The 24,805-nt window shown below is 65.0% G+C and carries 12 protein-coding genes; 3 read left to right on the top strand and 9 right to left on the bottom strand.

Features of this window, described 5'->3' with window-relative positions; translation table 11 throughout:
- Nucleotides 1–95 precede the first annotated feature (95 nt).
- From ABIA73_RS03970 to ABIA73_RS03935, 8 genes are all read right to left on the bottom strand, one after another.
- Nucleotides 96–464, bottom strand: a complete 369-nt coding sequence (locus tag ABIA73_RS03970; protein ID WP_025873797.1) for a glycine zipper 2TM domain-containing protein — start codon at nucleotides 462–464, stop codon at nucleotides 96–98.
- A gap of 154 nt (nucleotides 465–618) precedes the next feature.
- A complete protein-coding gene (locus ABIA73_RS03965; RefSeq protein WP_354275460.1) occupies nucleotides 619–2,841 on the bottom strand; it encodes a methyl-accepting chemotaxis protein in 2,223 nt (740 codons plus the stop codon).
- Nucleotides 2,842–2,984: 143 nt separating this feature from the next.
- Nucleotides 2,985–3,857: a DUF2628 domain-containing protein gene (locus ABIA73_RS03960; protein WP_309911473.1), complete on the bottom strand. Its 873-nt coding sequence runs from the start codon at nucleotides 3,855–3,857 to the stop codon at nucleotides 2,985–2,987.
- Between the two features lie 63 nt (nucleotides 3,858–3,920).
- Nucleotides 3,921–4,562, bottom strand: a complete 642-nt coding sequence (locus tag ABIA73_RS03955; protein WP_309911472.1) for a hypothetical protein — start codon at nucleotides 4,560–4,562, stop codon at nucleotides 3,921–3,923.
- 24 nt (nucleotides 4,563–4,586) lie between these two features.
- Nucleotides 4,587–4,889 (bottom strand): ribonuclease toxin immunity protein CdiI, encoded by a 303-nt coding sequence (cdiI, locus tag ABIA73_RS03950; RefSeq protein WP_227417115.1) that lies wholly within the window; start codon nucleotides 4,887–4,889, stop codon nucleotides 4,587–4,589.
- 114 nt (nucleotides 4,890–5,003) lie between these two features.
- Complete coding sequence (locus tag ABIA73_RS03945; protein WP_309911470.1) at nucleotides 5,004–5,489, bottom strand: hypothetical protein; 486 nt, start codon at nucleotides 5,487–5,489, stop codon at nucleotides 5,004–5,006.
- On the bottom strand, nucleotides 5,489–18,016 hold the full coding sequence (locus ABIA73_RS03940) for a hemagglutinin repeat-containing protein (RefSeq protein ID WP_354275459.1): 12,528 nt from the start codon (nucleotides 18,014–18,016) through the stop codon (nucleotides 5,489–5,491). Before ABIA73_RS03940 ends, ABIA73_RS03945 begins: the two co-directional genes overlap by 1 nt.
- A gap of 21 nt (nucleotides 18,017–18,037) precedes the next feature.
- On the bottom strand, nucleotides 18,038–19,714 hold the full coding sequence (locus ABIA73_RS03935) for a ShlB/FhaC/HecB family hemolysin secretion/activation protein (protein WP_354275500.1): 1,677 nt from the start codon (nucleotides 19,712–19,714) through the stop codon (nucleotides 18,038–18,040).
- Between the two features lie 369 nt (nucleotides 19,715–20,083).
- Between ABIA73_RS03935 and ABIA73_RS03930 the strand changes: the two genes are divergently transcribed.
- Nucleotides 20,084–20,476, top strand: coding sequence for a barstar family protein (locus tag ABIA73_RS03930; RefSeq protein ID WP_354275458.1), 393 nt, complete (start codon nucleotides 20,084–20,086; stop codon nucleotides 20,474–20,476).
- A gap of 27 nt (nucleotides 20,477–20,503) precedes the next feature.
- Here ABIA73_RS03930 and ABIA73_RS03925 read toward each other — a convergent pair whose 3' ends face one another.
- Nucleotides 20,504–21,109: a hypothetical protein gene (locus ABIA73_RS03925; protein WP_354275457.1), complete on the bottom strand. Its 606-nt coding sequence runs from the start codon at nucleotides 21,107–21,109 to the stop codon at nucleotides 20,504–20,506.
- Nucleotides 21,110–21,432: 323 nt separating this feature from the next.
- Here ABIA73_RS03925 and mutS point away from each other — a divergent pair, with 323 nt between their 5' ends.
- Nucleotides 21,433–24,024, top strand: coding sequence for a DNA mismatch repair protein MutS (gene mutS, locus ABIA73_RS03920; RefSeq protein WP_099783279.1), 2,592 nt, complete (start codon nucleotides 21,433–21,435; stop codon nucleotides 24,022–24,024).
- Nucleotides 24,025–24,143: 119 nt separating this feature from the next.
- Complete coding sequence (locus tag ABIA73_RS03915; protein ID WP_025873810.1) at nucleotides 24,144–24,767, top strand: DUF937 domain-containing protein; 624 nt, start codon at nucleotides 24,144–24,146, stop codon at nucleotides 24,765–24,767.
- Nucleotides 24,768–24,805: the final 38 nt, after the last annotated feature.

Below are 24,805 nucleotides of genomic sequence, written 5' to 3'. Positions count from 1 at the left end.
TGGTCCAAGGAAGGGATGGGCTTGAAACGGAGAACGCCGGCACAGGGCCGGCGTTCGGGGTACAGCAGTGTGGAAGGGGCTATCGCATGGAGGTATCAGCGATAGACGCGCTCACAACGGCGCTCGACCACGCGGTCGCCGGTCTTCTGCTGATGGTTGCCCTGGATCTGCCGCCCAGCTGCACCGCCCGCCACGGCACCGGCGACGGTCGCCAGCTTCTTGCCGTTGCCGCCGCCTACCTGGTTGCCCAACAGGCCGCCGACCACGGCGCCGGTAGCGGTGCCGGTGATGCGGTTGGGATCGCGGGTATTGCGCTGCACTTCCACGTTCTTGCAGACCACGCGGCTGCCATCGTTGAACTTGCGCCCTTCATCACGCGGGCCGTAATTCTGTGCGCCAGCGACGGACGAGGCCGCCAGCAAGGTGCCCAGCACCATCAATCGGGTCGAGGTCTTCATGGCCATCTCCTGTGCTCCGGTATGGCGCAAGTGTCTGCCTGCGGGTGGCAACTGCAGGTGAAATCCACGTCGCCGAGGGTTGAGCGGCCATCATCGGTTCAGGAAACAAAAATGCGCCCGTCGCGACCAGCATCGCGATGGGCGCCGTCTCCCACCCGGCTTAGAACTCTTCCCACCCACCCGTGTTGGCAGCAAGCGACGGGGCGATGCGCGGCGGCACGCCGGTCACGCGACGCACCGGCGGCACGCTTGCGGCGACCGCGGCCAGCATCGGCCGGACCGCTGCCGCCGCCACCGAAGCCCCGGTGCGGAACACCGACACCGCTTCGGCCAGCAGGTTGGCCTGCTCCTCCATCGAACGTGCAGCAGCGCTGGCCTCTTCCACCAGCGCAGCATTCTGCTGGGTGGTTTCATCCATCTGCATCACAGTCTGGTTGACCTGCTCGATGCCGGAACTCTGCTCCTGCGACGCGGCGGAAATCTCGGCCATGATGTCTGTCACCCGCTGCACCGATGCAACGATCTCGCCCATCGTGGTGCCCGCCTGACGCACCAGCGCCGAGCCGTCGGACACCTTGCCCACCGACTCCTCGATCAGGCCCTTGATCTCCTTGGCCGCACCCGCCGAGCGCTGTGCCAAGGTGCGCACCTCGCTGGCCACCACCGCAAAACCCCTGCCCTGCTCACCCGCACGTGCCGCTTCCACGGCGGCGTTGAGCGCCAGGATGTTGGTCTGGAAAGCGATGCCATCGATCACGCTGATGATCTCGGCGATCTTCTTCGACGACGCTTCGATGGCGCTCATGGTGGTCACCACCTGGCCGACCACCTCGCCGCCCTGTGAGGCCACCCCATGTGCACCGATCGCCAGCTGGTTGGCCTGGCGCGCGTGTTCGGCGTTCTGCTTCACCGTGGAGGTCAGCTCCTCCATCGACGCTGCCGTTTCTTCCAGGTTGGCCGCCTGCTGCTCGGTACGCCGCGACAGATCGGTATTGCCCGAGGCAATCTCCCCCGCTGCCAGATTGATGCTGGATGCACTGGCCTGGATACGGCCGACGATGTGGGTCAGCTGCTCGACGGTCGCGTTGCAGTCGTCGCGCATGCGGGCGAACACGCCGTGGAAGTCGCCCTGCATGCGTACGGTCAGATCGCCGCGCGAGATCGCCTGCAGCAGGCTCGACACCTGCACCAGGTTCTCGTCCGTGGTCTGCATCAACCGGTTCAGCCCGGTCACCATGTCGCCGAAATCATGCTCGAAGCGTGTTTCGTCGCCACGCAGGCTGAAGTCGCCCGCGGCCGCGGCCGTGGCCAGCCTGCGGATCTCGCCGTTGATGGCCGACAGACTCGATTTGGTCTCGTCCATGGCCTGGGTGATCGCCGCCTTCTCGCCCGGCAGGCGATCCATGTCCACCGACAGGTCGCCGCGTGCGTAGTGCTTCATCACCTCGATCAAGCGGTTCTGCACCTGCACGTGCGAGCCCACCAGCGCGTTGGTGTCATGCACCATGCGCCCGTAGTCGCCGGGGAAGGCGCTCTCGTCCATGCGATAACCCAGGCTGCCATCATCGTGCTGCCGCGCCATCTCGCCCTGCGCGGCCATCACCGCCTGCAGCTGCCCCTGCATGCGCTGCATGGACTTCAGCAACTGGGTCACCTCGTCGTTGCCCGAGGCATCGATGACGTTGTCCAAGCGACCGTTGGCGATGCCATCGGCCAGCTTCACCGCGCCCGCCAAGGGGCGGGTCAGGCTGCGGGTGATCGCCCACGCGGCCAGTGCGCCGAGAATCAGGCTGAGCACACCGAAGGCGATGGACAGGGTTCCCGTCCACGCTTCCGTGGCGCGGTATTCCTCACGGCTGCGTTCGGTCAGAGTTTCCTGGTGCCGCAGCAGGCTGGAAATCGCTCCATTCCAGGCCGTGGCCAGACCGTGCTCGGCCAGCAGCTCGGTGGCTGCACCATCGTAGTCGCCCGCCTTCATCCGCTCGTGCAATTGTTGAGTGGAGACGTCGGTGGCCTTGCGTGCCGCCGCGATCTGCGCCACCAGCGTATCGCCGGTGGCATCGCGGGGAATTTTGACGTACTTGTCCCAGATGCTGTCGTAGGTGCGGCTCAGTTCCTGCGCCCGCTGGTAATCCTTGTCGAACTCCTCGCCGCGCTTGATCACCATCAGGCGGCGATGCATCAGCACCGCGTTGTTGGTATCGAGCATGTCGTTCAACAACCGCATCTTGACCATGTTCACGCCCACCACTTTCTCGAACTGGGCGGACTTCAAATGGTTTCCGTACAACACCAGGCCGACGATGGCCAGGATGAACAGCAACAGCAGACCGAAGCCGGCGGAAAGCCGGGATCCCACACGGAGGTTGCGTAAGGCGAGCATCTCAATTCCCTTGATCGTGGCCCTATATCGGTGGCGGCACGACCCGGGGAAACTTTAAGAACAGTTATTGAAACAACGCCGCGTTAACATAAACGCGTTCAAGCAGAATCTCACCGTGAGGAACTCAGGCCCGTGGCGGGGAATCAGCCACGCAAGCCGATGACGGTATGGCGGGTGAAGAACCGCATCTTCCCCTCGATCGTAAAGTCCGTGCGCCTGATTTCGCCCAACATCATCTCACGCTGTGCTTCGTCCAGCGTGCAAGGCTCCAGAACATTGGCATCCAGCACGGTACCCGGTGGCGTCAGACGTAGCTCGACAATGCAGACATTGTTGTCCATTGGAACACCCGCCGGCCACGCCGTCATCGCGATCGCACGCAGCTCCTCCTGGTACACCTCCCTCTCCGCATATTCGAGATCCGGGTCCGGCCGGTTCGCCGGCAGGTGCAGTGAAGACTGCCTGGGCGCTGCCTTGGGCATCGAACGAACTGCCAGATTGATCAGGGTGTTCTGTGAGGCCGTTACCGCCAAGGCGATCACCAGAGCGGTGTAGCTGACACCACCGGCCTTCTGCAGTTCGGCACGCCGCCGATGCGCGCCTCCATGCCCGGCAAGCACCTTGCGGGCAATCCTCCGGCAATGAGACAGATACAGGGAATTCGCCAGGATTCCAGCAAGCACGCGGCAGACCACGAAGACGACTACCGCGAACCATGGCAGACCCATCTGAGTGAACGTGGTCATCGCCAAAGGCGGAACGATGAACCAGATCGTGCCCCATACAGGCATGCGTCGGAAGAAGAACCACAATGATGAAAACAGGAACGCCGGCCAATGCCACCGTCTCGGCGCCCTGCCGGCTGCGTCGTCCAGCCTCCAGAAATGGCAATAGGTGGAGAACCGGTCCCCAACCACAATCGCCAGCGCACTCTTTTCACTTGGCTCGTCAGAGGCCGAGTCTGCGCCTCGCTCCGCGCCACCTTCGGCGCTACCGAAAGTGGGCTCGATCTTCATTCGCACTGATTCTTCATCCAAAAACAAGACACCATTGATAATCGCTCGAAAGGCTGAGGAAGGTCAGCGAACTTCCGGCACTTCGGTTTTCGGCGCGTAGACGACACTGACGTAGTACTGCTGACCGGGGGCCTCGGAGACAATTGTCTCAGTGAGGGTTATCGTCGTATCACCACTCACCCATTCGGTCAGCAGCACCGCAGGCTTGTCGCGCGGACGCGCAGACGTTTCGCTTACCCTTTCAGGCCGGCCATGCCGTTCTGCCAGCACCTTCTTCACCCGGTTGCACCTGAATTCCGCACCTTTACCTGCCTTGATCTGCTCGTTGGTTACCGTCGCGGCGCGATCGAGATAGACAGCGCTCAGCGGCCCCTCGATTCCGCGAAGACCGAAGAACGCCACGAAGGAGATTCCGTCGATGGTGTAATCCTCGATGTAAGGGCCGCAGGCTCTCGCGTATCGCTTCAGTTCCGGCTCTTCCTGCTGTTCCTCGGGGCAGGCTCGCGTAGCCAAGCGCTCGCCCAGTGCTTCTTTCAGCCGGGCCTGGGTTGCGCCCCAGGCGACGCCCTCGAAGCCGGATTCGGCAGCCAGCGAGGGATGTGAAGTGAGTGCCAGACTCGCTATGGCGAGAGTTGTCGCCAGCGTCAAGTTACTGCAGAAAGCACGCCGAGCATGGCCGCGATGGTTGAGCGCGTTACTGGACACTTGAACCCTCCACTGGCAAACAATTCAGACACACCCTTTGACATACATCATTGAAAGCACTTGATCAGCAGATTCAGGATTCCCCTCAACATACCTGGAGAACGCCATAGACAAATATGTAGAAAAATCTTCATCGCTGACAATAACCACGTCGGGTTCGCACAGAATTCCATATGAAAACCCTACGCCACAGAAGTGATCATCCGCGTAAAAGCTGTTCAAATTCGGGAAACTACAGTCAACATCATCAGGCCCAAATCCACAACGTTTCGTCAGACACTTCAGCATCTGCACGAACACACCAGCCCATAGATCCAATCCAAACATGTAAATACGACCCAATCAGGATCATTCCGATCCGCCACAACCGATCACTCACGACTACATTCAACCCACTTTACTGCCACCTGGCAGGAAAGCGCTCAGGCAAGCAGAATTCAGCTACTCACATCTAAGCAAGCGACTCCGAACTACTTCGAGCCCTGGTAAAGAAGCAATAGCATCTTCATCGACGACATGAAAACCATCATCCCATCGATATATTATTCCACTACCCCAAAAAACCATCACAAGCCGAAGCAGAAGATTTTCATCCAAATCGTTACCGCCATCATCCAACTCAAAAACAAGCAGCAGCTCACCAGACCCCTTTATCAGCGGAAAGACCCCTTGACCTTTTAAATACTCCTCGAGAGGAGCGCCCCGCAATATTTCAACCCTGATCCAAGGCGCGTCCCCTTGCACCAAACTCCACTCGCTATTAATTTCCCACTTATTAACTTTAAGATCAAGAAAATTACATTCATCAAGACTCTCATCATCCTGAAAGTAGGACACGGGAAAATCACCCCATGCCTGATCAATCAAGAACTTTCTCTCGGGCAACTTCATGCCACCCTTCAAAACAACAATAAATTTGGTTCCCATCACATATTTCCTGTTTCTTGCAGGCGTCTTAGCCCCTTCTCAGCGTTTCTGACAAGCTGATCCCTTGCAGATTTTGGCAATCGCCTGAACGCCTTGTCTATCTGAGGAGCCAAGGGCAATGATAGATCCGGACGGAAGTCTACGAACGAGTCCTTTCCGCCTCCTGACTGGATCTGAAGCTTACCATTCGGCTCGATATCGACCCGAAGCATCCTTTTACGACCGTTTATGACAGCCTCTACAGGCTGACCGATCGTTTCGCTGGCCTTGATTGTTCCACTATTGGTGGAGACGGAAACACTATCGCTTCTAGGCGACTCCCCCACGCGCCTTCTGCTCGAAGCGCTGCTCTTCTGGCCGCCCTCACCAACTGGGTTAATTCCCAAGCGGCCCGTCACAGGCAGCAAACCCGTCTTTCCCGCAGCCGTTGCCCCGGCAATCAGCGCGATGTTCCCCGCAGTCATGGTGAGCGCATATCGATCATCGTCGCTCAGCCCTACAAGGCTGCCGAACAGGTAGCTTCCGCTCGCCAGAGGGCTACCGACCAAGGCATCCATCAGCGCAAAATCACGCCGCTGCCTCATCACCGTTGGCAGGAGATCTTCAGAGCGCCATACCTCCAAGCCGGACCTGATGACAGCCTTGTTGAAGATTGCCTCGTTTTCGCTATCAGCTCTCCAAATGTTCTTTTCGAAGAACGAAAAGTTCTCATCAGTGAACTTCTGCTTATCACGCGAAAGTCCCGAGTAAGGGAATTCGCTTGCCTCGCGAATACCCCCACTGACGAGGGCAATCGCCGCATCCGTGCCGTTCTGCTGCGCATATGCCCCCAGATAAAGCTCCAGATTGTGCTGCTGCACGACAGAAAGAGGCTGGCCGCCGGCAAGCATATTCAGCAGACCATCACTCATATGATCCCCACCGTCGAGATAAATAAGCTCCGCGGATTCCTGTGGCGTCAGTTTTCCCTTCTTAGACTTCTCACGTAGATCTGCCAGCCGCTGCTGATCGTTCTTCCCGAGGAAATTATTCTCAACAGAATTCTTGGCAATCCCAGCATTCAATGCGATTCCGGCCAGATCCTGTCCCGACAACCCACCCGCCAGTGCACCCACCGCCTGCGACAGCGCCAGAACTGCTTCCCTTTCCTGTGGGCTCAGGCTCGAAGGATCCCCGCCGAACAACTTGTCCGTCAGGAACTTGGCAGCAAGCTCACCACCACCGGACGCAAGCGCCCCACTCCCCGCATAGCCACCATTGGCCTCAGCCAACAACGCGCCCAGCAGCGCATGCGACAGCATCTGCATGGCCTCGCTGGGCACAGCACTCTGCTTGTTCGGGTCGAACGTCTTGCCAATCAGTTCAGCCGCATACGGTGCCAGCGCATTGGAACCCAGCTGACCTAGTCCCTGCCCGGACATGCCTCCGACCAGTGCGGTGGTGACAGCCCCCAATGCGCGGCCATAGACACCATCAGGGGCCCACTTTTGCTGGGTCACCAGCGCATCCGCGTAGGATGCATCGAACGCCACCAGACGATTGAACTGCTCGTCCCAAGGAAGGTCATCAAATACCCGTCTTTCTTCGACGCTCAGCCCTTCCCGATACTTGTCGGTGATCTTGTTCGCTCCAGCACTGCCAATGTCGTTGGCGATCTGCTGGCTTGTGGAAAGCACCGTCCCCGCCGCAGCCGCCATCGCCTGCTGGTCCGCCAGCAGCTTGGTGGCATCCGGCATCGCCTCCAGCGCACGATGCGCTGCACTGGCATCGGTATTGATACCCAGCTCCGCCGCCGTGGTCTGCTTGCCACCGATGGTGATGTTGCCTTCGGTCAGCGTCGCAAGCGTTGAACTGCTGTCGCTGCCGTTCTCCGTCATCGACATGCCTGGGCCACCGCGGGGGGCGGTAGTGCCCGCCTTCGGGTCCCAACCCTTCATCTGCCCGCCCGCACCACCGCTGATGCTGCCGGAGCTGGCCGAGTAGTCCATCTGGTTCTGCAGGTCGCTGAAGGTCAGCGTCTGTGCGGTCAGTTCACTGTTGGCCGCGTTGGTGCTGGAAATCGCGCCGCCAATCAGGTTCACGTGTCCAGCATCCACGTGATAGCCACCGTTGCCGGCAAACAAGCCACTCTGCTGGCCCACGCCCTGGTAGCTGCCCTCTGCCTTGCCTGCGCTGGCGTAGCCATCGGCATTCCACGCATTACCGAAGGCCACCTGCACGCGCCCACCCACTTGGCTGTTCTTGGACATGCTCTCGGCAATGTCCTGCAGCGATTCGATCGTCAGCGTGCCGCCGGTCTTGACGTCGATGCGATCGGCCGTGGCAGTCGCGCCACGCAAGGTGGTATCACCCTCGGCCTTCAGCGAGATGTTCTGGCCGGTCAGCGTGGTGTTCTGCCAGGTATTGCTGTCCGAGTTCGCCTTGCTGCTGCCCACGCTGGCTTCGGCATACACATACACGCCTGTCTGCGCGCCCACGACAACGCCAACGCCCACTTCGGCGCCGGCATTGCTGCTCTTGCTGCGGTCTGCCACGTGCGCCTTGCCCGCTTCCAGCAGGATGTCCCCGGCCGAATCCAGGCTGAGCGTGTTGCCCGCGCTCAGGTTGCCCTGCACCACGTGGATGTCGCCCGTGGTGCTGGTCAGGTTGACGTTGCCGCCGCCCTGGATGGTCGAGCCGCGCGAGACCGTGCTGCTGCCATCGGCACTGCTGTTGGCCGTCTTGAAGCCGATGCCGGCCTCGGCACGGAACAGCTCGCCGCTGCCCGTCACGCCATCGCTGGCGAGCCCCCTGATCGCACTGGCCGCTTGATACGCGTTGGCGCCGGCGGCCATGCCCTGCATCTTCTGCAGGCGGTCATCGGACTGACGGGCCGCGTCCACGTTGTTGATCAGGTCGATCAGCGGCGACTTCACCCGTGCGAACACGCCGATCTTCAGGTCCTTGTCGCTCTGCGAGTAATGACCGCTTTCATCGGCGGTCAGCAGCTCGATCTCGGCGGCAGTGATGTTCACGTCCTTGGCGGCCACCACGTTGCTGGCCGTCTGCGTGTACTTGCCGCCAGCCGTCAGGTTCACGTTGCCGCCCAGGCTGCCGATGCTGCTGGCCACCTGTGACACCTGCGCGCTGTCGTCCTGGTGCTGCTCGCGGTGCCAGCCGGAGAACTTTTCGGTATCAGAAATCTGCACCGAGCCTATCGCCTTGCTGTCCGACGTATTGGCGTTGCTGACCGTGTCCTGCCCGCTACGCACCAGCAGATCACCGGCCGCACGGATGTTCACGTCCTTCTCTGCGGCGATGTTGGCCGCGGTCAGGCTGATGTTGCCTTCGGTGGTGGCCATGCGAACGCCACCTCCCACCGACAACTGAGTGCCGGTGATGGTGTCGCTGCTGCCGCTGCCGTCGCTCTGCGAGTTGTTGGTGCCAAACGGCAGGCCACTGGTGTTGTTGGCCAGGCCCCAGCCCTTGCCCCGGCTGCTGCTGTCGCTGCGCTCGGTGTTGTGGGCAACGTCGAACACGATGTCCTTGGTGGCCAGCAGCACGGCATTGCCCTCGGCCGACATCTGCGTGCCCTGGCTGAGGATCGAGCCCCCGTTGGCAATCAGCGTAAGATCGCCACCGGCAGCCAGCTGGCTGACACGCGCGTCACTGGTCGAATGGCTCTGCTCGCTGTTGGACCGCTGGCTGCCCGCGGTCACCACGGTCGACGTGGTGGCTGCACGCAGGCCGGAGGCCGCACCTTCAGCGGTGCGGGTGATCCGCCCCATCGCCGAGCCACTGTCGGCCATGCCGTCGGTGGTCGAGTCGCGGGCGCTGCGGTAGGCCTTGGTCGGGTCGTAGGTCACGCCCACCGAGAAGCCGCTGGATTTGCTCGCCTGGCTGGATTGGCTGTCCGTGGTGTCCTGCCGCGCCAGCAGCGCGATGTCCTTGCCCACCAGCGTCAGGTTCTCGCCAGCGGCGACGTCCGAAGCGGCAATGGTCAGCTGGTTGCCGGCATTGATCAGCACATTGCCTTCGCGTGAGGCGATGGCCGAGCCGACCTGGGTGGTGGACTGCTCGGCGTTGGTGCTGCTGTTCTTCGCGCTGCTGTAGCCCACCGACGCCACGCCATTGCCAAAGCCTCCGGTAATGCCGGACTTCTTTTTGCTTTCGCTGGACTCACTGCTGTGATGGTCTTCGGCGGCCGTGATCAGTACGTTGTTGGCCGCCCCCAGAATCACGTTGCCAGTGGCATCGACCACCGCACCGACTGCGGTCAGATCGCGACCAGCAGTGATGTTGATGCTCTCGCCCTGGATCGCCGTGCCGATGGCATAGCTGTCGCTGTTGTCGACGCTGCGCGTGGTGGTGGTGCTGGAGAGCGTCTTCTTTTTCTTCTCGTAGCTGTCCAGGCTGTAGTCGTGCGTCTCGTTGGCCGAGAGCAGATTCACGTCGCGGCCAGCCACTACGCTGACTGCGCCATCGCTGCTGTCGACCAGTGCGGCGGTCAGGTTCACGTCGCGGCCAGCGCTCAGCAGCAGATTGTCCCCTGCCTGCAGCGTGCTGCCCCGCACCGTCTCATCACTCTGGCTGACCTGCAGTGAGCTGCGCTTGCCCGCATTGGCGAAGTCGCGGCTCTCACTGTCCACCAATGCCTGGCTGTTGATGTCACCACCGGCCTGCAGCGCCAGTCCACCACCGGCCTTGATCTGCGCGGCGGCCAGGTTGATGTCCTTGCCAGCAGCCAGCACTACATCGCCACCACCCTGTACCGACGTGGCAGCGTGCGTTGTCTTGTCGCTGCGCTGGTGGTTGCGGTCATCGAAGGTGGCATCGCGGCGCTCGTCCAGCGCAATGGCGCCGACATCCAGATTCCCCCCTGCCGCCAACTGGGTAAGACCATCGATGCCGGCATTGCGGATCTGCGCGGCCTGCAGGCTGATGTCACCGCCGGCCACCACCGACAACATGCCGTCGCCGCTGGGGTTGGTCACATACAGGCCGGCGACGCGATCGATGCGGTTGGTCTCGTATTGGTAGGTACCACCGCCCCGCTGTGTTTCCACCGTGGAGGCCACCGTGACATTTCCCGCCGCCTGCACCGACAGCGCATCGGTCGCCGTCACGGATGCACCGGCAATGCGGATGTCCTTGTCCGACGCCAACCCGACGTATTGGCCGGAGATGCTGCCGCCCAGGTGTTCGATGTTGCCCGCATCGATGGTCACCAGCTTGCGGCCAGCGATGTCACCGGTGTTGACCAGGCCATTGGCCAGTTTGATATCGACATTGGCACCGGCCAGCAGTGCGCCCTGCCCATCCAGGTCACCCGGACGCAGGCGCAGGTAGACCTGCGGCACCAGTGCGGTGGTGGTACTGCCGTCGGCCAAGGTCACGGTCTGCTCGACGAGCCAGACAATGTCACTGGTCAGCTGCGCCATCTGCGCCTCGGTTAGCGCCACGCCCGGGCGCAGGCCCCATTCGCTGGCCACGGTAGCACCGGCTTCCAGCAGCGCGCGGTACTGCGCCTCATCGCTGGCGTAGCCGTCCAGGAAGCGGCGGCCGGTCAGCTCGCCGATCTGCTCGCGCACCAGCTTCTGTTCGTAGTAGCCGTCACCCAGCCGCTTCTGCACGGTATCGGGCGAGTAGCCCATCTGCCCCAGCAGGTGGTCCGAGCTCAGCCACGTCTTGTGGTCGGTGAAGCGCGGATCGGTTTCAACCAGATAGTTGCCACCGTTGCGGTTGACGTTGAACAGGCTGGCCGTGGGTGCGCGGGTGTCCGGCGCGCCCATCGCGATGCGGTCCGGCGAGCCGCCGGCGGCGGCGACCACGCGCGAACCGGATGCGGCGCCATTGCCGGCGATGCCCCCGACCGTGCCGCCCTGCTGCGTGCCGGCGGCATCGGCCGCCTGCGCCAGCGCGCGTTCCGCCCCCGTCCCTCCGCTATGGCCCGGTCCCTGCGCACCGTTATGGCCAGGGCCGTCCGGCAGCGTCTTCGGCCCCTGCGCGTTGAGGTTGGCCATTGCCGCGCCATCCTGCACGTTGGGTGCGTTGCGCCCTTGGTTGAGGTTGCTGAGATCGCCAACGTCGATGGTCAGGGTGCCGCCGCTGGTGATGCTGCCGCCGATCTTCCCGGTCACTTCGGAGATCGCCGGGTTGCTCCAGGTGACGAGGTCGCCGGAGAAGGTATGCCCCACGTTGTTGAAAGCATGGGTGCGATACAGCGTCGCAGCCAGGTTCTCCACCTTGGCGGTGCCACCCAGGCCAACGATGTCGAGATTGCCGCCGGCGGCGATGCTGCCGTAGTGATTGCGCAGATCATCGGTACGCAATCGCATTGCACCACCGGAGCGGATGACCGCATCGGCGCCTACGCCTGGCCCCAGAGTATCCTCGGTCACCGTCTGCGTGGCGATGCGGTACTGCTCGTTGCTGCTGACGTTGTTGCCGCCGGAACCGCGCGGATTGGTCAGGTGCTGATCCGGGGCATAGTCCTTGTAGGTCCACAGCTGCACGCAGTTGGTGGTGCAGGTGCCATAGGCCGGTGAATAGGTCAGCTTGTCATCGACATAGCGGAATGCCGGCGAATCCGGGTGCAGATGGGTCAGCTCGGCAAAGGGATCGTCGGCGCCACTGCCGGCCTGGTCCGGGTTGGCCTGGTTGTCCTGGCGCCCTACGTAGTACAGCACCACGGTGCCATCCTGCAGGTTGAGGCGCGAACGCTCACCCAGCGCGGCATACAGGCCGCCACGTCCAAAGAAGTACGCGCTGGTCTGCGCGGTAAGGCGCACCACCGCCCGGTGTACGGTGAAGCCGTCGGGGGTGATGTGCGGCGTATCTTCCAGGATATCGGCCGGGTTGAGGTAATAGACCTCCTGGGCGATGTAGTGGCTGGTACTGCGGATGTTCTCGGTGCCGTTCTTGCCGTTGCGCCACCATGCAGGACGATCCATGCGCACCGGCGCGTTCACCGTGGTGGTCTGGGTGATGACCACGTTCTCACGGATGTTGTTGATCGCGCCCGCATCGATCGCCAGGTTGCCGCTCACATCAATGATCGAACCGATGTTGTCGATTCTGCCGGCCGTGCCCGCGGCAATGCGATCAGCCCCCAGCGATCCACCGATGGCCGCGTCGCCGCCGCTGTAGATCAGGCCCTTGCCGGTGTTCTGCAGTTCGCGCACGCCCAGGTCCAGGCGCTCGCGCGCGGCCACGGTGCCGACGCGGGTGGCACCGTTGGCATCCTCGGCATGGTTCTTCAGCACGCCGGCCGAGATCGCCACGTGGTCGCCATAGATGCGGCCGGTGCCAAGGTTGTCCAGCACGTCGGCTTCGAGGTGGGTCACCTTGCCGTCGATCAGGCCGCGATTGGTCAGCTGGCCGCGTGCATTGAGATGGGTGATGCCTTCGCTGGAGATCTCGCCGTTGGCCGCGTTGGTGATGTTCTGCGCGTTGAGATCGAGGTTGCCGCCACGCAGTACGCCCTGGTTGTCCAGGTCGCCGGACAGATGCAGGGCCAGCGTGCCGTTGGCCACCCATTCACCGCGGTTGCTCAGGCCCTGCTGCAGGGTCAGGCTCAAGTCGCGCTGGGCGTGTACCTGGCCGTCCTCGCTGAGCGCGCGCGCCACCAGGGTCTGGCTGCCATCGGCCCGCAGCAGGCCGCCACTGTTGGCGACGCTGTCGGCACTGCTGTCGAGGTTGCCGCCGGTGGTGATGACACCCCCGTTGTTCTGCAGCTGGCCGTTGACCTGCAACCGCGCGCCGCCATCGGTGACGATCTGTCCCTGGCTGTTGTCCAGCCACTGCGTTCCGAACTGCAGCTGGCCCGCCTGCAGGCCGCGGGTGCCATCGCCGCCGCGGGTGTTGCGGTTGTCGACGCTGGCTGCGGTGAGGGTCAGCAACTGGCCGGCGGCGATCGCGCCGGCAGTGTTGTCCAGGTGCCCGCTCAGGGTCAGGTCGAGATTGCGCCCGGCCTGCACGCGCCCGGCGCCGTTGGCCAGCGTCGTCGCCTGCAGCGACAGGCCCGCCGCGCTGGCAAGCGTACCGCCGGCGCTGTTGTCGGCACTGGCCAGCACCAGCCGCGCATCGCCCTGTGCGTTCAGCGTGCCACCTCGGTTGTCCAGCGCACCAGCGTCCAGCTGCAGTGTGCCCGCCGCCAACAGGCCACCACTGCTGGCGGTGTCCCGGTTGTCGATGGTCTGCCCAGCGGTATCGATGCGGAGATCGGCGGCCGACTGCACCCGGCCACCCTGGTTGAGCAGCGCGCCACTGTGCACGGTCAGCGCACCCTTCTGCGTACCCAGCGTACCTGCGCTGTTGTCCAGCCGCTGGCCGCGGGTATCGAGGGTCAGCTGCCCACCCAGCAGCGTGCCGCGCTGGTTGTCGAGGCCAGTGGCCTGCAGCTGCAGCAGCTCGCCGGCCTGCATCGCGCCATCGCTGTTGTCCACGCCTGCAACCGTGGTCAGCAGCAGGTTCTTGCCTGCCACCACCGTGCCATGCCGGTTGTCGAGGCTGGCAGCGTCCAGCGTCATCGCACCGGCGCTGGACAGCAGGCCCTGGCTGCCGTTGTCGAGGCGACCGTCGATGCCCAGTACCAGCTCGCTGCCACCGGCGTGGACGGTACCGCCGAGGTTGTCGAGGCTGGCGGCATTGATCGTGCCCGCGCCACCCAGCAGGATGCGCCCGGTCTGGTTGTCCAGTGCGTGGCCGATGGCCAGGGTGGAACGGCCGCTGCCGGCGCCCTGCAGGGTGCCCTGCGCATTGATCAGCTGCCGCGCGGAAACGTCGAGCACACCATTGCTGGCCAGCGAGCCGCCGCGATTGTCCAGCAGCCCCTGCACCCGCAGGCGCAGTGCTTCTTCGCCGGTGGCAGTGAGCGCACCGCCGGCGGTGGTCAGGCTATCGGCGTCGATATCGATGCGGCGCGCCGAGGTGGTCGCCTTCGACAGATCGAGGGTCTTGCCCTCCAGCACCAACGTGCCATTGCTGAGCACGCTGCCACCCGACCCTAGCAGGGTCTGTGCGAGCACCTGCAACTGGCCGCTGCCGGCGTGCTGGATCTTGCCTGCGCTGTTGTCCAGCGTCTGCGCCTGCAGCATCAGGTCACCATTGCTGGCCAGCGTACCGCCGGCATTGCCCAGCGTGGTGGCATGGATGCGGCTGGCACCCTCGCCACTTGCGATGATGCGGCCGCCGGTGTTGTCCAGCGTTCCGGCCTCGAGGTCGAAGCGATCAGCCCCCAGCGTTGCGTCGCGATGGTCTACCTCATCCGCGCGCAGGGTCAGCGTAGCCGCAGAGACCAGCGTGCCCTTGCTGCCATCCAGGCGGGCCGTGGTGATATCCAGGCCCTGGTTGCCGGCCTGGCGGATGGCACCGGCGGTATTGTCCAGCTGTGCGGCAGTGAGGGTCAGCCGGTTGGCATTGCTGGCGATGGTGCCTTCATGGTTGTCCAGCGCACCGTTGACCTGCAACGTGCTGTCGGCTGCACCGGCAGCACTGAGCGTGCCCTTGCGGTTGAGCAGTTCACCGGCCCGCACATCCAGGGCGCCGTTGCCTGCGATCGTGCCGCCGCTGTTGTCCACGGTCTGTGCCACGCGCAACTGCAGTGCATCGCTGCCGGTGGCGCTGAGGTTGCCGCCGGCGTTGTCCAGGCGTTCGGCATTGATCGCGATGCGCTCGGCCTGGGTGGTGCTGCCGGCGCCCAGCACCAGCTCGCCGCCGTCGAGCGTCAGCGCCGACTGGCTGAGAATCCGGCCCCCCGCGCCCTGCAGCGCATCGGCACGGATCTGCAGCGTGCCGCTGCCGGCGTGCTCGATTGCACCGCTACGGTTGTCCAGCCGCGCCGCCTGCAGCAGCACGTCGCCCGTGCCGGCCAGGCGGCCGCCGTTGCTGTTGTCCAGCAGTTCGCGGGCCTGCACCTGCAACAGGCTGTTACCCGCCGCAAGCACCTTGCCGCCCTGGTTGAGCAGGCTGCCGACGTGCAGCTGCAACTGGCCGTTGCCAGAGATCGCACCGGCGCTGTTGTCCAGTTCGTCGCGCACGGTCAGTGTCGCGCCCTGGCTACCGGCCGACTGCAGCGTGCCCTTCTGGTTGTCGATGCGGCCCGCATCGATGCGCAGGCCCGCGTTGCCAAGCACCTGCCCGCCTTGGTTGTCGAAGGTGCCACGTACATCCAGCGCCAACTCGGAATTCCCGAGCGACACGATCTGGCCACCGGCGTTGCGCAGGCCGTCGGCCTGGATCTGCACGCTCTGCGCCGAGGTGGTGCCGCCACTCACATCCAGCTGGCCACCGGTCAGCGACAGGTCACCGTTGCTGAGCAGGCGGCCCTCGCTGCCACGCAGCGTATCGGCGTGTACACGCAACGCGCCGTTGCCGGCCTGCTGCAGCAGGCCCTTGCTGTTGTCCAGCGTCCCCGCCGAGACGGTCAGCTCGCCATTGCCGGCCACGGTGCCACCAGCACTGTTGTCCAGCGTACCGGCGCGCAGCATGCTGCCCTGGTTGCCCAGCGACAGCAGGCTGCCGCCGCGGTTGTCCAGCGTGCCGGCGACGATCTGGAACTGCGCTGCAGTGAGCGTGCCATTGCGCACGTCCGCATTGCCCACCGTCCAGTCCAGGCGACCGAGCGTGCTCAGGCGACCGCCGGCACCGGTCCAGTCGCCCGTGGTCAGCAACAGGCCGCCGTTACCGGCATGCTCGATGCGGCCACCGGCGTTGAAGACCCAACCTGCCCCCAGCGTCAGGCGCTCGGCATTGGTCGCCAGCAGGCCGCCCTCGTTGTTGAACGCGCCTTGCACTGTCCAGGCCGACTCGGCACTGCCGGCATGGCGCAGCTCGCCTGCCCGGTTGTCCAGCGACTGTGTCTGCAGCTGCAGCGCACCGGCCACACTCAGCGCGCCCTTCTGGTTGGACAGCGTGCCCAGCTGCAGCGCAGCGTCACCGTGCACCTGCAGTGTGCCGCCATCGTTGTTCAGATCGCCCGTGGCGCGCAGCGAGGCCACACCAAGGCGGCCTCCGCTGTTGTCCAGACCATTGCCCGCAACCAGCGATACACGACCGCCGTTGCTGATGCTGCCGCCGTCGTTGTCGAGCGTGCCGGCAATGTCCAGCACACCGGCGGCCAACGGAACAGCCGGCGTCACCGGCGTACCGCCGCCAGTGCCGGTACCCGGTGTACCCGGGGTACCGGTGCCGGGCGTGCCGGTTCCGGGTGCACCGGTACCTGGCGTTCCGCCGCTTCCCGGCGAGGTGCCACTGGGGGTACCGCCGGAGCCGCCCGACGCCACCGCATCCAGCGCACCGATCAGGCCTTCGCTGCGATTGCTCACGCTGCCTGCTGTGAGGCTCAACGCCTGCACGCCGGTCTGCTCGATGGCACCGCCACGGTTGCGCAGGGCCTGTGCCTGCAGCTGCAGGCGCTGTGCATTGAGCTTGCCGCCGCTGTTGTCCAGCGTGCCACCGGAGGTGATCGCAGCTTCATGCGTGGCAGCGATGGTGCCGGCATTGGCCAGATCGCCGCTCGCATGCACGCGCACGTTCTGCAGTGACTGCAGCGCGCCGGTGTTCTCCAGCCGGCCATCCACCGTGACCACGAGTTCGCCGGCCTGGGCACCGATGCTGCCGGCATTGCGCACGCCCACGCCGTGTTCATTGCCGACCAGCCAGATCTTGTTGGCGAACATGCCGCCCAGCGCGCCCACGTCCAGCGCAAAGGTCGGCGCTTCGCCGCTGGCCGTCGCAGCGTTGACCTGGCTGTGGTCGGCACTGACCACGTTGTTGCCGAGGGTCGCCTGCAGCTGGTTGGCCCAGATGCCGGCGTTGACCTTCAGCGATCGGGTGATCAGGTCGGTGTAGTCGGCGCGGCTGGCATCGAGGCCATCGCCGTTGACCTCGATTGCCCCACCACTGACCCGATAACCTTCCAGCGAACCGCTGCCGCTGAACACCGGCGTGCCGGTGGTGAGCGTGACGCGGCTGGCATTGAGGAAACCGCCACCGTTGACCTGGATGCCGGCAGGATTGGCGATGATCACCTCGGCGCGCTGTCCGGCCACTTCCACGTAGCCATTGAGCCGGCTGGCCGGGCCGTTGACCTCGTTGAGGATGACCCGGGCGCTGCCGGTGGCAAGCCACGGATTGCCCTGCACCCAGCCACCCAGCTGCGTCTGCACCTGGCCACGCGCGTTGTTGAGGATCACGCCCTCGCGGCCGACATCGAACTGCGAGTAACGGTTGCGCGAAACACCACCGGCCGATGGCGTGGTGATGTTGACCATCGGCACACCGTTCGGCGCGGTGACCACGGTGGGCCGCTCACGGCCGGGCGCGTTGGGATCGGACACGATGTGGCCGACCGATTGCGCTGCAGCTACGGGCGCCAGGCTGACCCATCCCAACGCGCACATCAGCGCGAAGCCGAGCGGCGACACGGCTGCCGTCTGCCGGCCGGCGACCTGGCCGACCAGGCCTCCACCGCCTTTCACCAGTTCCGAAGCGACCTGCCACACGCGCAGCGCGCGGTTGAAAACCAGGCGATAGATGCTGTTCATTTCACGAATCCTTGTGCCAGATCAGTAGCGCCACGCCAGGCTGAAGCCGAAGGTGGTGTAGTCAGTCGGGAAGTTGGAGGGCTTGTGCAGGGCCGAGCCCACGAAGCCGTCCCAGGAAAGCTGCTGCCAGCCGCCGCGCAGGCCCAATGCCATGCCGGCCAGATCCCGGCCGGATTGCCATTGCGCCGATGGCCCGCCGATGCGGCCGTAGTCGGCGGCGACGTAGAACTCCTGGCCGCCGCCGATACCCAGCGACAGGTCGTTGCGCAGCGACCAGCCGCGCTCACCGCTGAGCGAGCTTTCGCCATCGAAGCCACGCACCGTGTAGCGGCCGCCGATCGCAAAGCGATCCTGGGGCGACAATGGTGTGCGGTTCCACTGCGCGCGCCAGGCAGCGGTGTAGCGCAGGCGCTGCTTCCCCAGCTGGAACGGCACGCTGAACTGCGCGTCAGCCGTGATCAGCTTCATCCGCGAGGTGCCTTCCAACGGCAGGCTTGGATCCCACGCCTGGGCCATCTCTTCCGGGGAGCGCAGTGCATGGAAGGCGCCGGTGCCGCGCCGGTATGCCAGCGTGGCATCAAGCGTGGCCGCACCGATGAACTGCTTGTGGGTCAGGCCGAGCTCCCAGCCCGAGGTACGGCGACGCTGCACCTCGATCTCGGTATCGTCGATGTAGTTCTTCGACGTGCGCTGCCAGCCGCGGCCGTAGATGCCCAGCTTGGTCTTGGCATTGCGCAGCAGCAGGCGATCCACGCGTGCCTCGGCGTTGCCGCTGCGGCCGCTGTAGTCATAGCTTTCGTACGCGCCCACCACGGTCTGGCTGTAGTCGTAGGCACTGGCCGTGGCGCCGAACAGCCAGTAGCCGTAGGGCACGTCGTAGTGCGCGGTCCAGCTGTTGGTGTCCTTGCCTTTGCCATTGAACACGCCGCGCCCCGCGCTGACGTAGAACAGCTCGTTCAGGCCCAGCGGGTTGTCCAACGACAGCGTGGCGTTGGCCTGCAGCTTGCCGGTGCCCTGGCTGCCTGCATCGTCCAGGGTCAGGCTGGCACGCACCGGCGAACGCTGTTTCCAGTCGATGTTCAGGTCGCTCTGCCCGGGCGCGGCGCCTTCGCCGTCTGCAGGTGCGATCTTGATGTCAGCAGTGACGGTGGGCACGCGCTGCAGGTTCTCCAGCCCCTGCTCGATGTCGCGCAGGTTCAACAGGCCGCCACTGCGGATCGGCAGCGCATTGGCGATGGCCGGATGCCGCCCATCCGCCTCGGTGAACACCGCCTCGCGGAATCGCCCGGGCACCACCGACAGTGTCAGCGTGCCGGTATTCAGATCCTGCGGTGCCGACAGCACGCGGGTGGTGACATAGCCACGCGCGATGATCGCGTTCTGCACGCGCTTCATCACCACGTTGATGCCTTCAGTGCCCAGGCAGCGGCCGCTGGCGGGATCTTCGCGCGGATCGGCTGCGGCCAATGCCCACTGGAAGTCCTTGGCACCCTCGCCGTCCAGCACGATGCGATCAATACGAACGCAGGGCTGCTCCTGCGTCGGCAGGCGCTCCCCCTGTTCACCCTGGCTGCTCTCCAGGCGTACATCGGGCCGGCTTTCCTGCTGCTCGCGCAGCACGCGTTCTCGTTCCTGCTGGCGCAGCAGCTCCTGCGCGCCCGGGTCACCCACCTGCTGGGCAGCGACACTGAAGGCCATGCCCAGAAGCACCAACCCTCCACCACTGCGGCGCGCACCGCGCACAGACATCTTCCTTGCTTGCACAATCAATTCCACGCGTTGATGCCACGCGTCAGCGGTCCTGCTCCCGGAAAGGAGAAGGGCCAACCCAATGGCTTGAATCGAGGTTCGCCGGGGGTATGCAACGGCATGCCACCGCGCCCGACGCGAAGTGGCGCATAGGCTATCGGCCGCCCGAAGGATTTCTATAGGAAAATTTTCAAATGCCCAGGACTACGGGACAGAACACCGCAGGCAGAGATCCAGAGTATGCGTACGCACGCGCCACGTCGCAAAGCAACGGCGTTCAGCACAACGCCTTTCGCCGGCCCACGCTACAGTCGGCGCATGACCGTATTCCTGCAGATCGATGGCACCGCCATTGTTGATATCCCCAGCCTCTATGCGGAGATCAACCGGGTATTCATGGCCGGCGAAGCCTGGCAGCTCGGGCCCAGTCTCGATGGGCTGGACGATCTGCTGTACGGCGGTTATGGCGCGCTGGCCGGGCACGAAACCGCCACGCTGGTCTGGTGCGACATCGACCGCAGCCGACAGGCACTGGGATTGGAGGCCACGCGCGCGTGGCTGGAAGACAAGCTGCGGCAGCCGGGTACGTTCAATGCCGAAACCATCGGCCGCCAGCTGGACGCCCTGCAACGTGGCGAGGGGCAGACCTACTTCGACATCGTGATGGAGATCTTCGCCAGCCACCCGGACATCACCCTGGTACAGGCCTGAGGCTGCCACGCCTGCTGCCGACGCCCATCAAGGAACGTGGCAACAGGTACCACATGCACAGCAGGAGCTTGCACCACAGCACTTGAGCGACTGTCCGCTGCCATCCTGGCACTTCGCTGCACAACATCCCTTATCGCGAGCGGTTGCCATTGGCGAGGCGATGGCACAGGCAGTCGCCCTGCCATCTCCTTCCGAGGGCGACGCCTCCGCCGAATAGTCCAGCACCTGGACGTCGACCTGTCCCCCGCCCAGCCCACGCTTGCGGACACCCAGCGGCCGCCCCTCCAGTGCCGCCGCCTGCACCATCGCCGGAGAGATCGTCAATGCGCCCTCCTGCAGCAGCGTCCCGTCCTGCCACAAGCTCCACTGCAGGTCTGCACCCGCTTCGCCGGCGATGGCCTCCGCTTCGGCAATGTCGACCACCAGGCTGTAGCGTTGCCCATGCCTGCCCTCCAGCGCGACGGTCGCCGTGCGCCCCTGCCGCACGCTCAGCCGGGGCGAGAACGCGGGGACCCCGTCGTGCAGCACCCGCAACGCAAGGTGGTGCAGGTCATTCGAAGGCGCCGCCTCTGCCGCCAGGGAAAGACCCGCGGTGCAGGCCAGAAATATCGCAAGCAACACCCGAAGGAACATGCATGACTCCGTTTGACCGCTCGATTGCGGCGATCCACCCTCCGCCGGACATCCCTCCGAAAGCTGTGACCCATAACGCGGATTCACCCAGCACCAGCAGGCTGGCGCCGGCAACGACCTTTTCACTCGCAATTGCCCATCGCCCGAGCCTCCCGCACAACCATTGAAAGTCGCACGCGCCACCGCAGCTGTTCACCTGCGACACGTGCCACGCCCCCGGCAAAAGCGTCCCCCCTGCCGCGACCAGTTACCATGGACAACCCTGTACCGGCTCCGCCCCGCTGCCCTCCGGCGCGAGCGGACGCCCCTGATCCACGAGTCCCATGTCCAAAGACAAGTCCGCCGAACACACCCCGCTGATGAAGCAGTTCTTCGCAGCCAAGTCCGACTATCCGGACCTGCTGCTGTTCTTCCGCATGGGCGACTTCTACGAGCTGTTCTACGACGACGCGCGCAAGGCCGCGCGCCTGCTCGACATCACCCTGACCCAGCGCGGCAGCTCCGGTGGTGCACCGATTCCGATGGCCGGCGTGCCGGTGCACGCCTACGAGGGCTACCTGGCACGACTGGTCGCGCTGGGCGAATCGGTGGCGATCTGCGAACAGATCGGCGACCCGGCACTGGCCAAGGGCCTGGTCGAACGCAAGGTGGTGCGCATCGTCACCCCCGGCACGGTCACCGACGAAGCGCTGCTGGACGAGCGTCGCGACACCCTGCTGATGGCCCTGTCGCGCAACAAGAACGGCTATGGCCTGGCCTGGGCCGACCTGGCCGGCGGCCGTTTCCTGGTCAACGAGGTGGACACCGATGACGCGCTGGAAGCCGAACTCGCGCGTTTGGAGCCGGCCGAACTGCTGGTGCCGGATGAGGAGAACTGGCCGGAGTTCCTGCGCCAGCGCAGCGGCGTGCGTCGCCGCGCGCCATGGCTGTTCGACGCCGACAGTGGCCGCCGCCAGCTGCTGAACTTCTTCAAGCTGCATGACCTGAGCGGCTTCGGCATCGACGACAAGCCGCGCGCAACGGCCGCTGCCGGCGCCCTGCTCGGCTATGTCGAGGAAACCCAGAAGCAGCGCCTGCCGCACCTGACCTCCATCTCGATGGAAACCGCCGGCGAAGCGATCGCGATGAACGCGGCAACGCGGCGCCATCTGGAGCTGGACACCCGTGTCGACGGCGATACCCGCAATACCCTGCTCGGCGTGCTCGACAGCACGGTGACGCCGATGGGCGGCCGCCTGCTGCGCCGCTGGCTGCATCGGCCGCTGCGCCTGCGCGAGGTGCTGGTGCAGCGCCACCACGCGGTGGAAACACTGATCGACCGTGGCGCGGACGCAGATATCCGCGAACAGTTCCGCCGCCTCGGCGACCTTGAACGCATCCTCACCCGCGTTGCCCTGCGCTCGGCACGGCCGCGCGACTTCTCCACCCTGCGCGATGGCCTCGGCCTGCTGCCGGCCGTACGCGAGGTGCTGGCACCGCTGGATTCACCGCGCCTGCAGACCCTGCACGCCGCGCTCGGCGAACACGACGAATGCGCCCACCTGCTGGCCAGCGCGATCGCCGACATGCCGCCGCTCAAGCTCAGCGATGGTGGCGTGCTGGCCGATGGCTTCGACGCCGAGCTGGATGAGCTGCGCCGCCTGTCGACCCACGCCGACCAGTTCCTGGTCGACCTGGAACAGCGCGAGCGCGAGAGCAGCGGCATCGCCACCTTGAAGGTCGGCTACAACCGTGTGCACGGCTACTACATCGAAATCAGCAAGGGCCAGTCCGACCGTGCGCCGGTGCACTACACCCGCCGGCAGACACTGACCAACGCCGAGCGCTACATCACCGAAGAACTGAAGGCGTTCGAAGACAAGGTGCTGTCCGCCCGCGACCGTTCGCTGTCGCGCGAAAAGTACCTGTACGAGCAGCTGCTGGACACGCTGGGCACCCAGCTGGAGCCGCTCAAGCAGTGTGCTGCCGCACTCAGCGAACTGGACGTGCTGGCCGCCTTCGCCGAACGTGCGCAGGCGCTGGACTGGGCGCGCCCGGAGCTGCAGGCCGAGCCGTGCCTGAAGATCGAGCGCGGCCGCCATCCGGTGGTGGAAGCGGTGCGTGACCAGCCGTTCGAGCCCAACGACCTGGACCTGCACCCGGACCGTCGCATGCTGGTCATCACCGGCCCGAACATGGGCGGTAAATCGACCTACATGCGGCAGAACGCGCTGATCGTGCTGCTGGCCCACATCGGCAGCTTCGTGCCGGCCAGCCGTGCGCTGATCGGCCCGATCGACCGCATCCTGACCCGCATTGGCGCAGGCGATGACCTTGCCCGCGGGCAGTCGACCTTCATGGTCGAGATGGCCGAAACCAGCTACATCCTGCATCACGCCACCGCGCATTCGCTGGTGCTGATGGACGAGATCGGCCGCGGCACGTCCACCTACGACGGCCTGGCCCTGGCCGACGCGGTAGCGCGCCACCTCGCCTACGAAAACCGCTGTTACACGCTGTTTGCGACCCATTACTTCGAACTGACCGCGTTGGCCGACGAACAGCACGAGGGCGGCCGCAGCGGCATCGCCAACGTGCATCTGGATGCCGTCGAGCACGGCGAAGCACTGGTGTTCATGCATGCAGTGAAGGACGGTCCGGCCAACCGCAGCTTCGGCCTGCAGGTGGCTGCCCTGGCCGGTCTGCCGCGTGCCACCGTGGCACAGGCGCGCCGACGCCTGGCCGAACTGGAACAGCGCGGCGGCGAAAGCCATGCCGCCGAACTCGCCCCGCAGGCGCTGGATGCCCCGCAGCAGTTCGGGCTGTTTGCCGCTCCGCCGAACAAGGCGCAGGAGGCGCTGGCCGCGATCGACCCGGACGAGCTGACCCCGAAGCAGGCACTGGAAGCGCTGTACCGGTTGAAGGCGCTGCTGTAAGGCAGGCCGCAGGTTCCGCCGGCCCTGCCCGGCGGACGCCCGCCATGAAGCCTTCGCATTGCCGTCGTGTACACGGCGTTATGCTCGGGCGGTTCGTCCTTCACAGACCGGAGACCGCCATGAACACCGAATCCCTTGCTGCATCCCTCTTCCAGCAGCTGCAGCAGGGCCAAGGCCTGCAGCAGGTCTCGCAGCAGCTCGGCCTGGACAGCAGCCAGGCTACCCAGGCCGTCGGCAGCGCGCTGCCGCTGCTGCTCGGCGCGATGGGCCAGAACGCCAGCGAGCCGCAGGGTGCGCAGTCCCTGCTCAATGCCCTGCAGCGCGACCACCTTGGTTCGGGAGGCGGTGGCGGTGCTGGCGGCGGTTTCGACATCGGCAGCATCCTCGGCGCGGTGATGGGCGGTGGCGGCGGCAACGCCACCAACGGTGCCGGCATCCTCGGCCACGTGTTCGGTGGGCAGACCTCGCAGGCGGCCGAAGTGCTGGGCCAGAAGACCGGCCTGGACAGCGGCAGGTCCAGCCAGCTGCTGGCGATCCTGGCCCCCATCGTCATGTCGTTCCTGGCCCAGCGGTTTGCCCAGAGCGGCAACGCCGGCCAGCTCAGCCAGGCCCTGGGCCAGGAAGCACAGCAATCCGGCGGCGGCATCGGCAGCCTGCTCGGCGGTGCGCTCGATCAGGACGGCGATGGCCAGTTCGGCGCCAGCGATCTGTTCAAGCTCGGCGCGGGCCTGCTCAAGCGCTGATCGCGCACAACGATGCAAGCGCCGCCTGCCATAGGCAG

The sequence above is a fragment of the Stenotrophomonas sp. 2694 genome (genome assembly GCF_040548715.1).
GTDB lineage: Bacteria > Pseudomonadota > Gammaproteobacteria > Xanthomonadales > Xanthomonadaceae > Stenotrophomonas > Stenotrophomonas indicatrix.
Note: the sequence above shows the minus strand (reverse complement) of the source record. Positions and strands in the feature narration are given on the sequence as shown.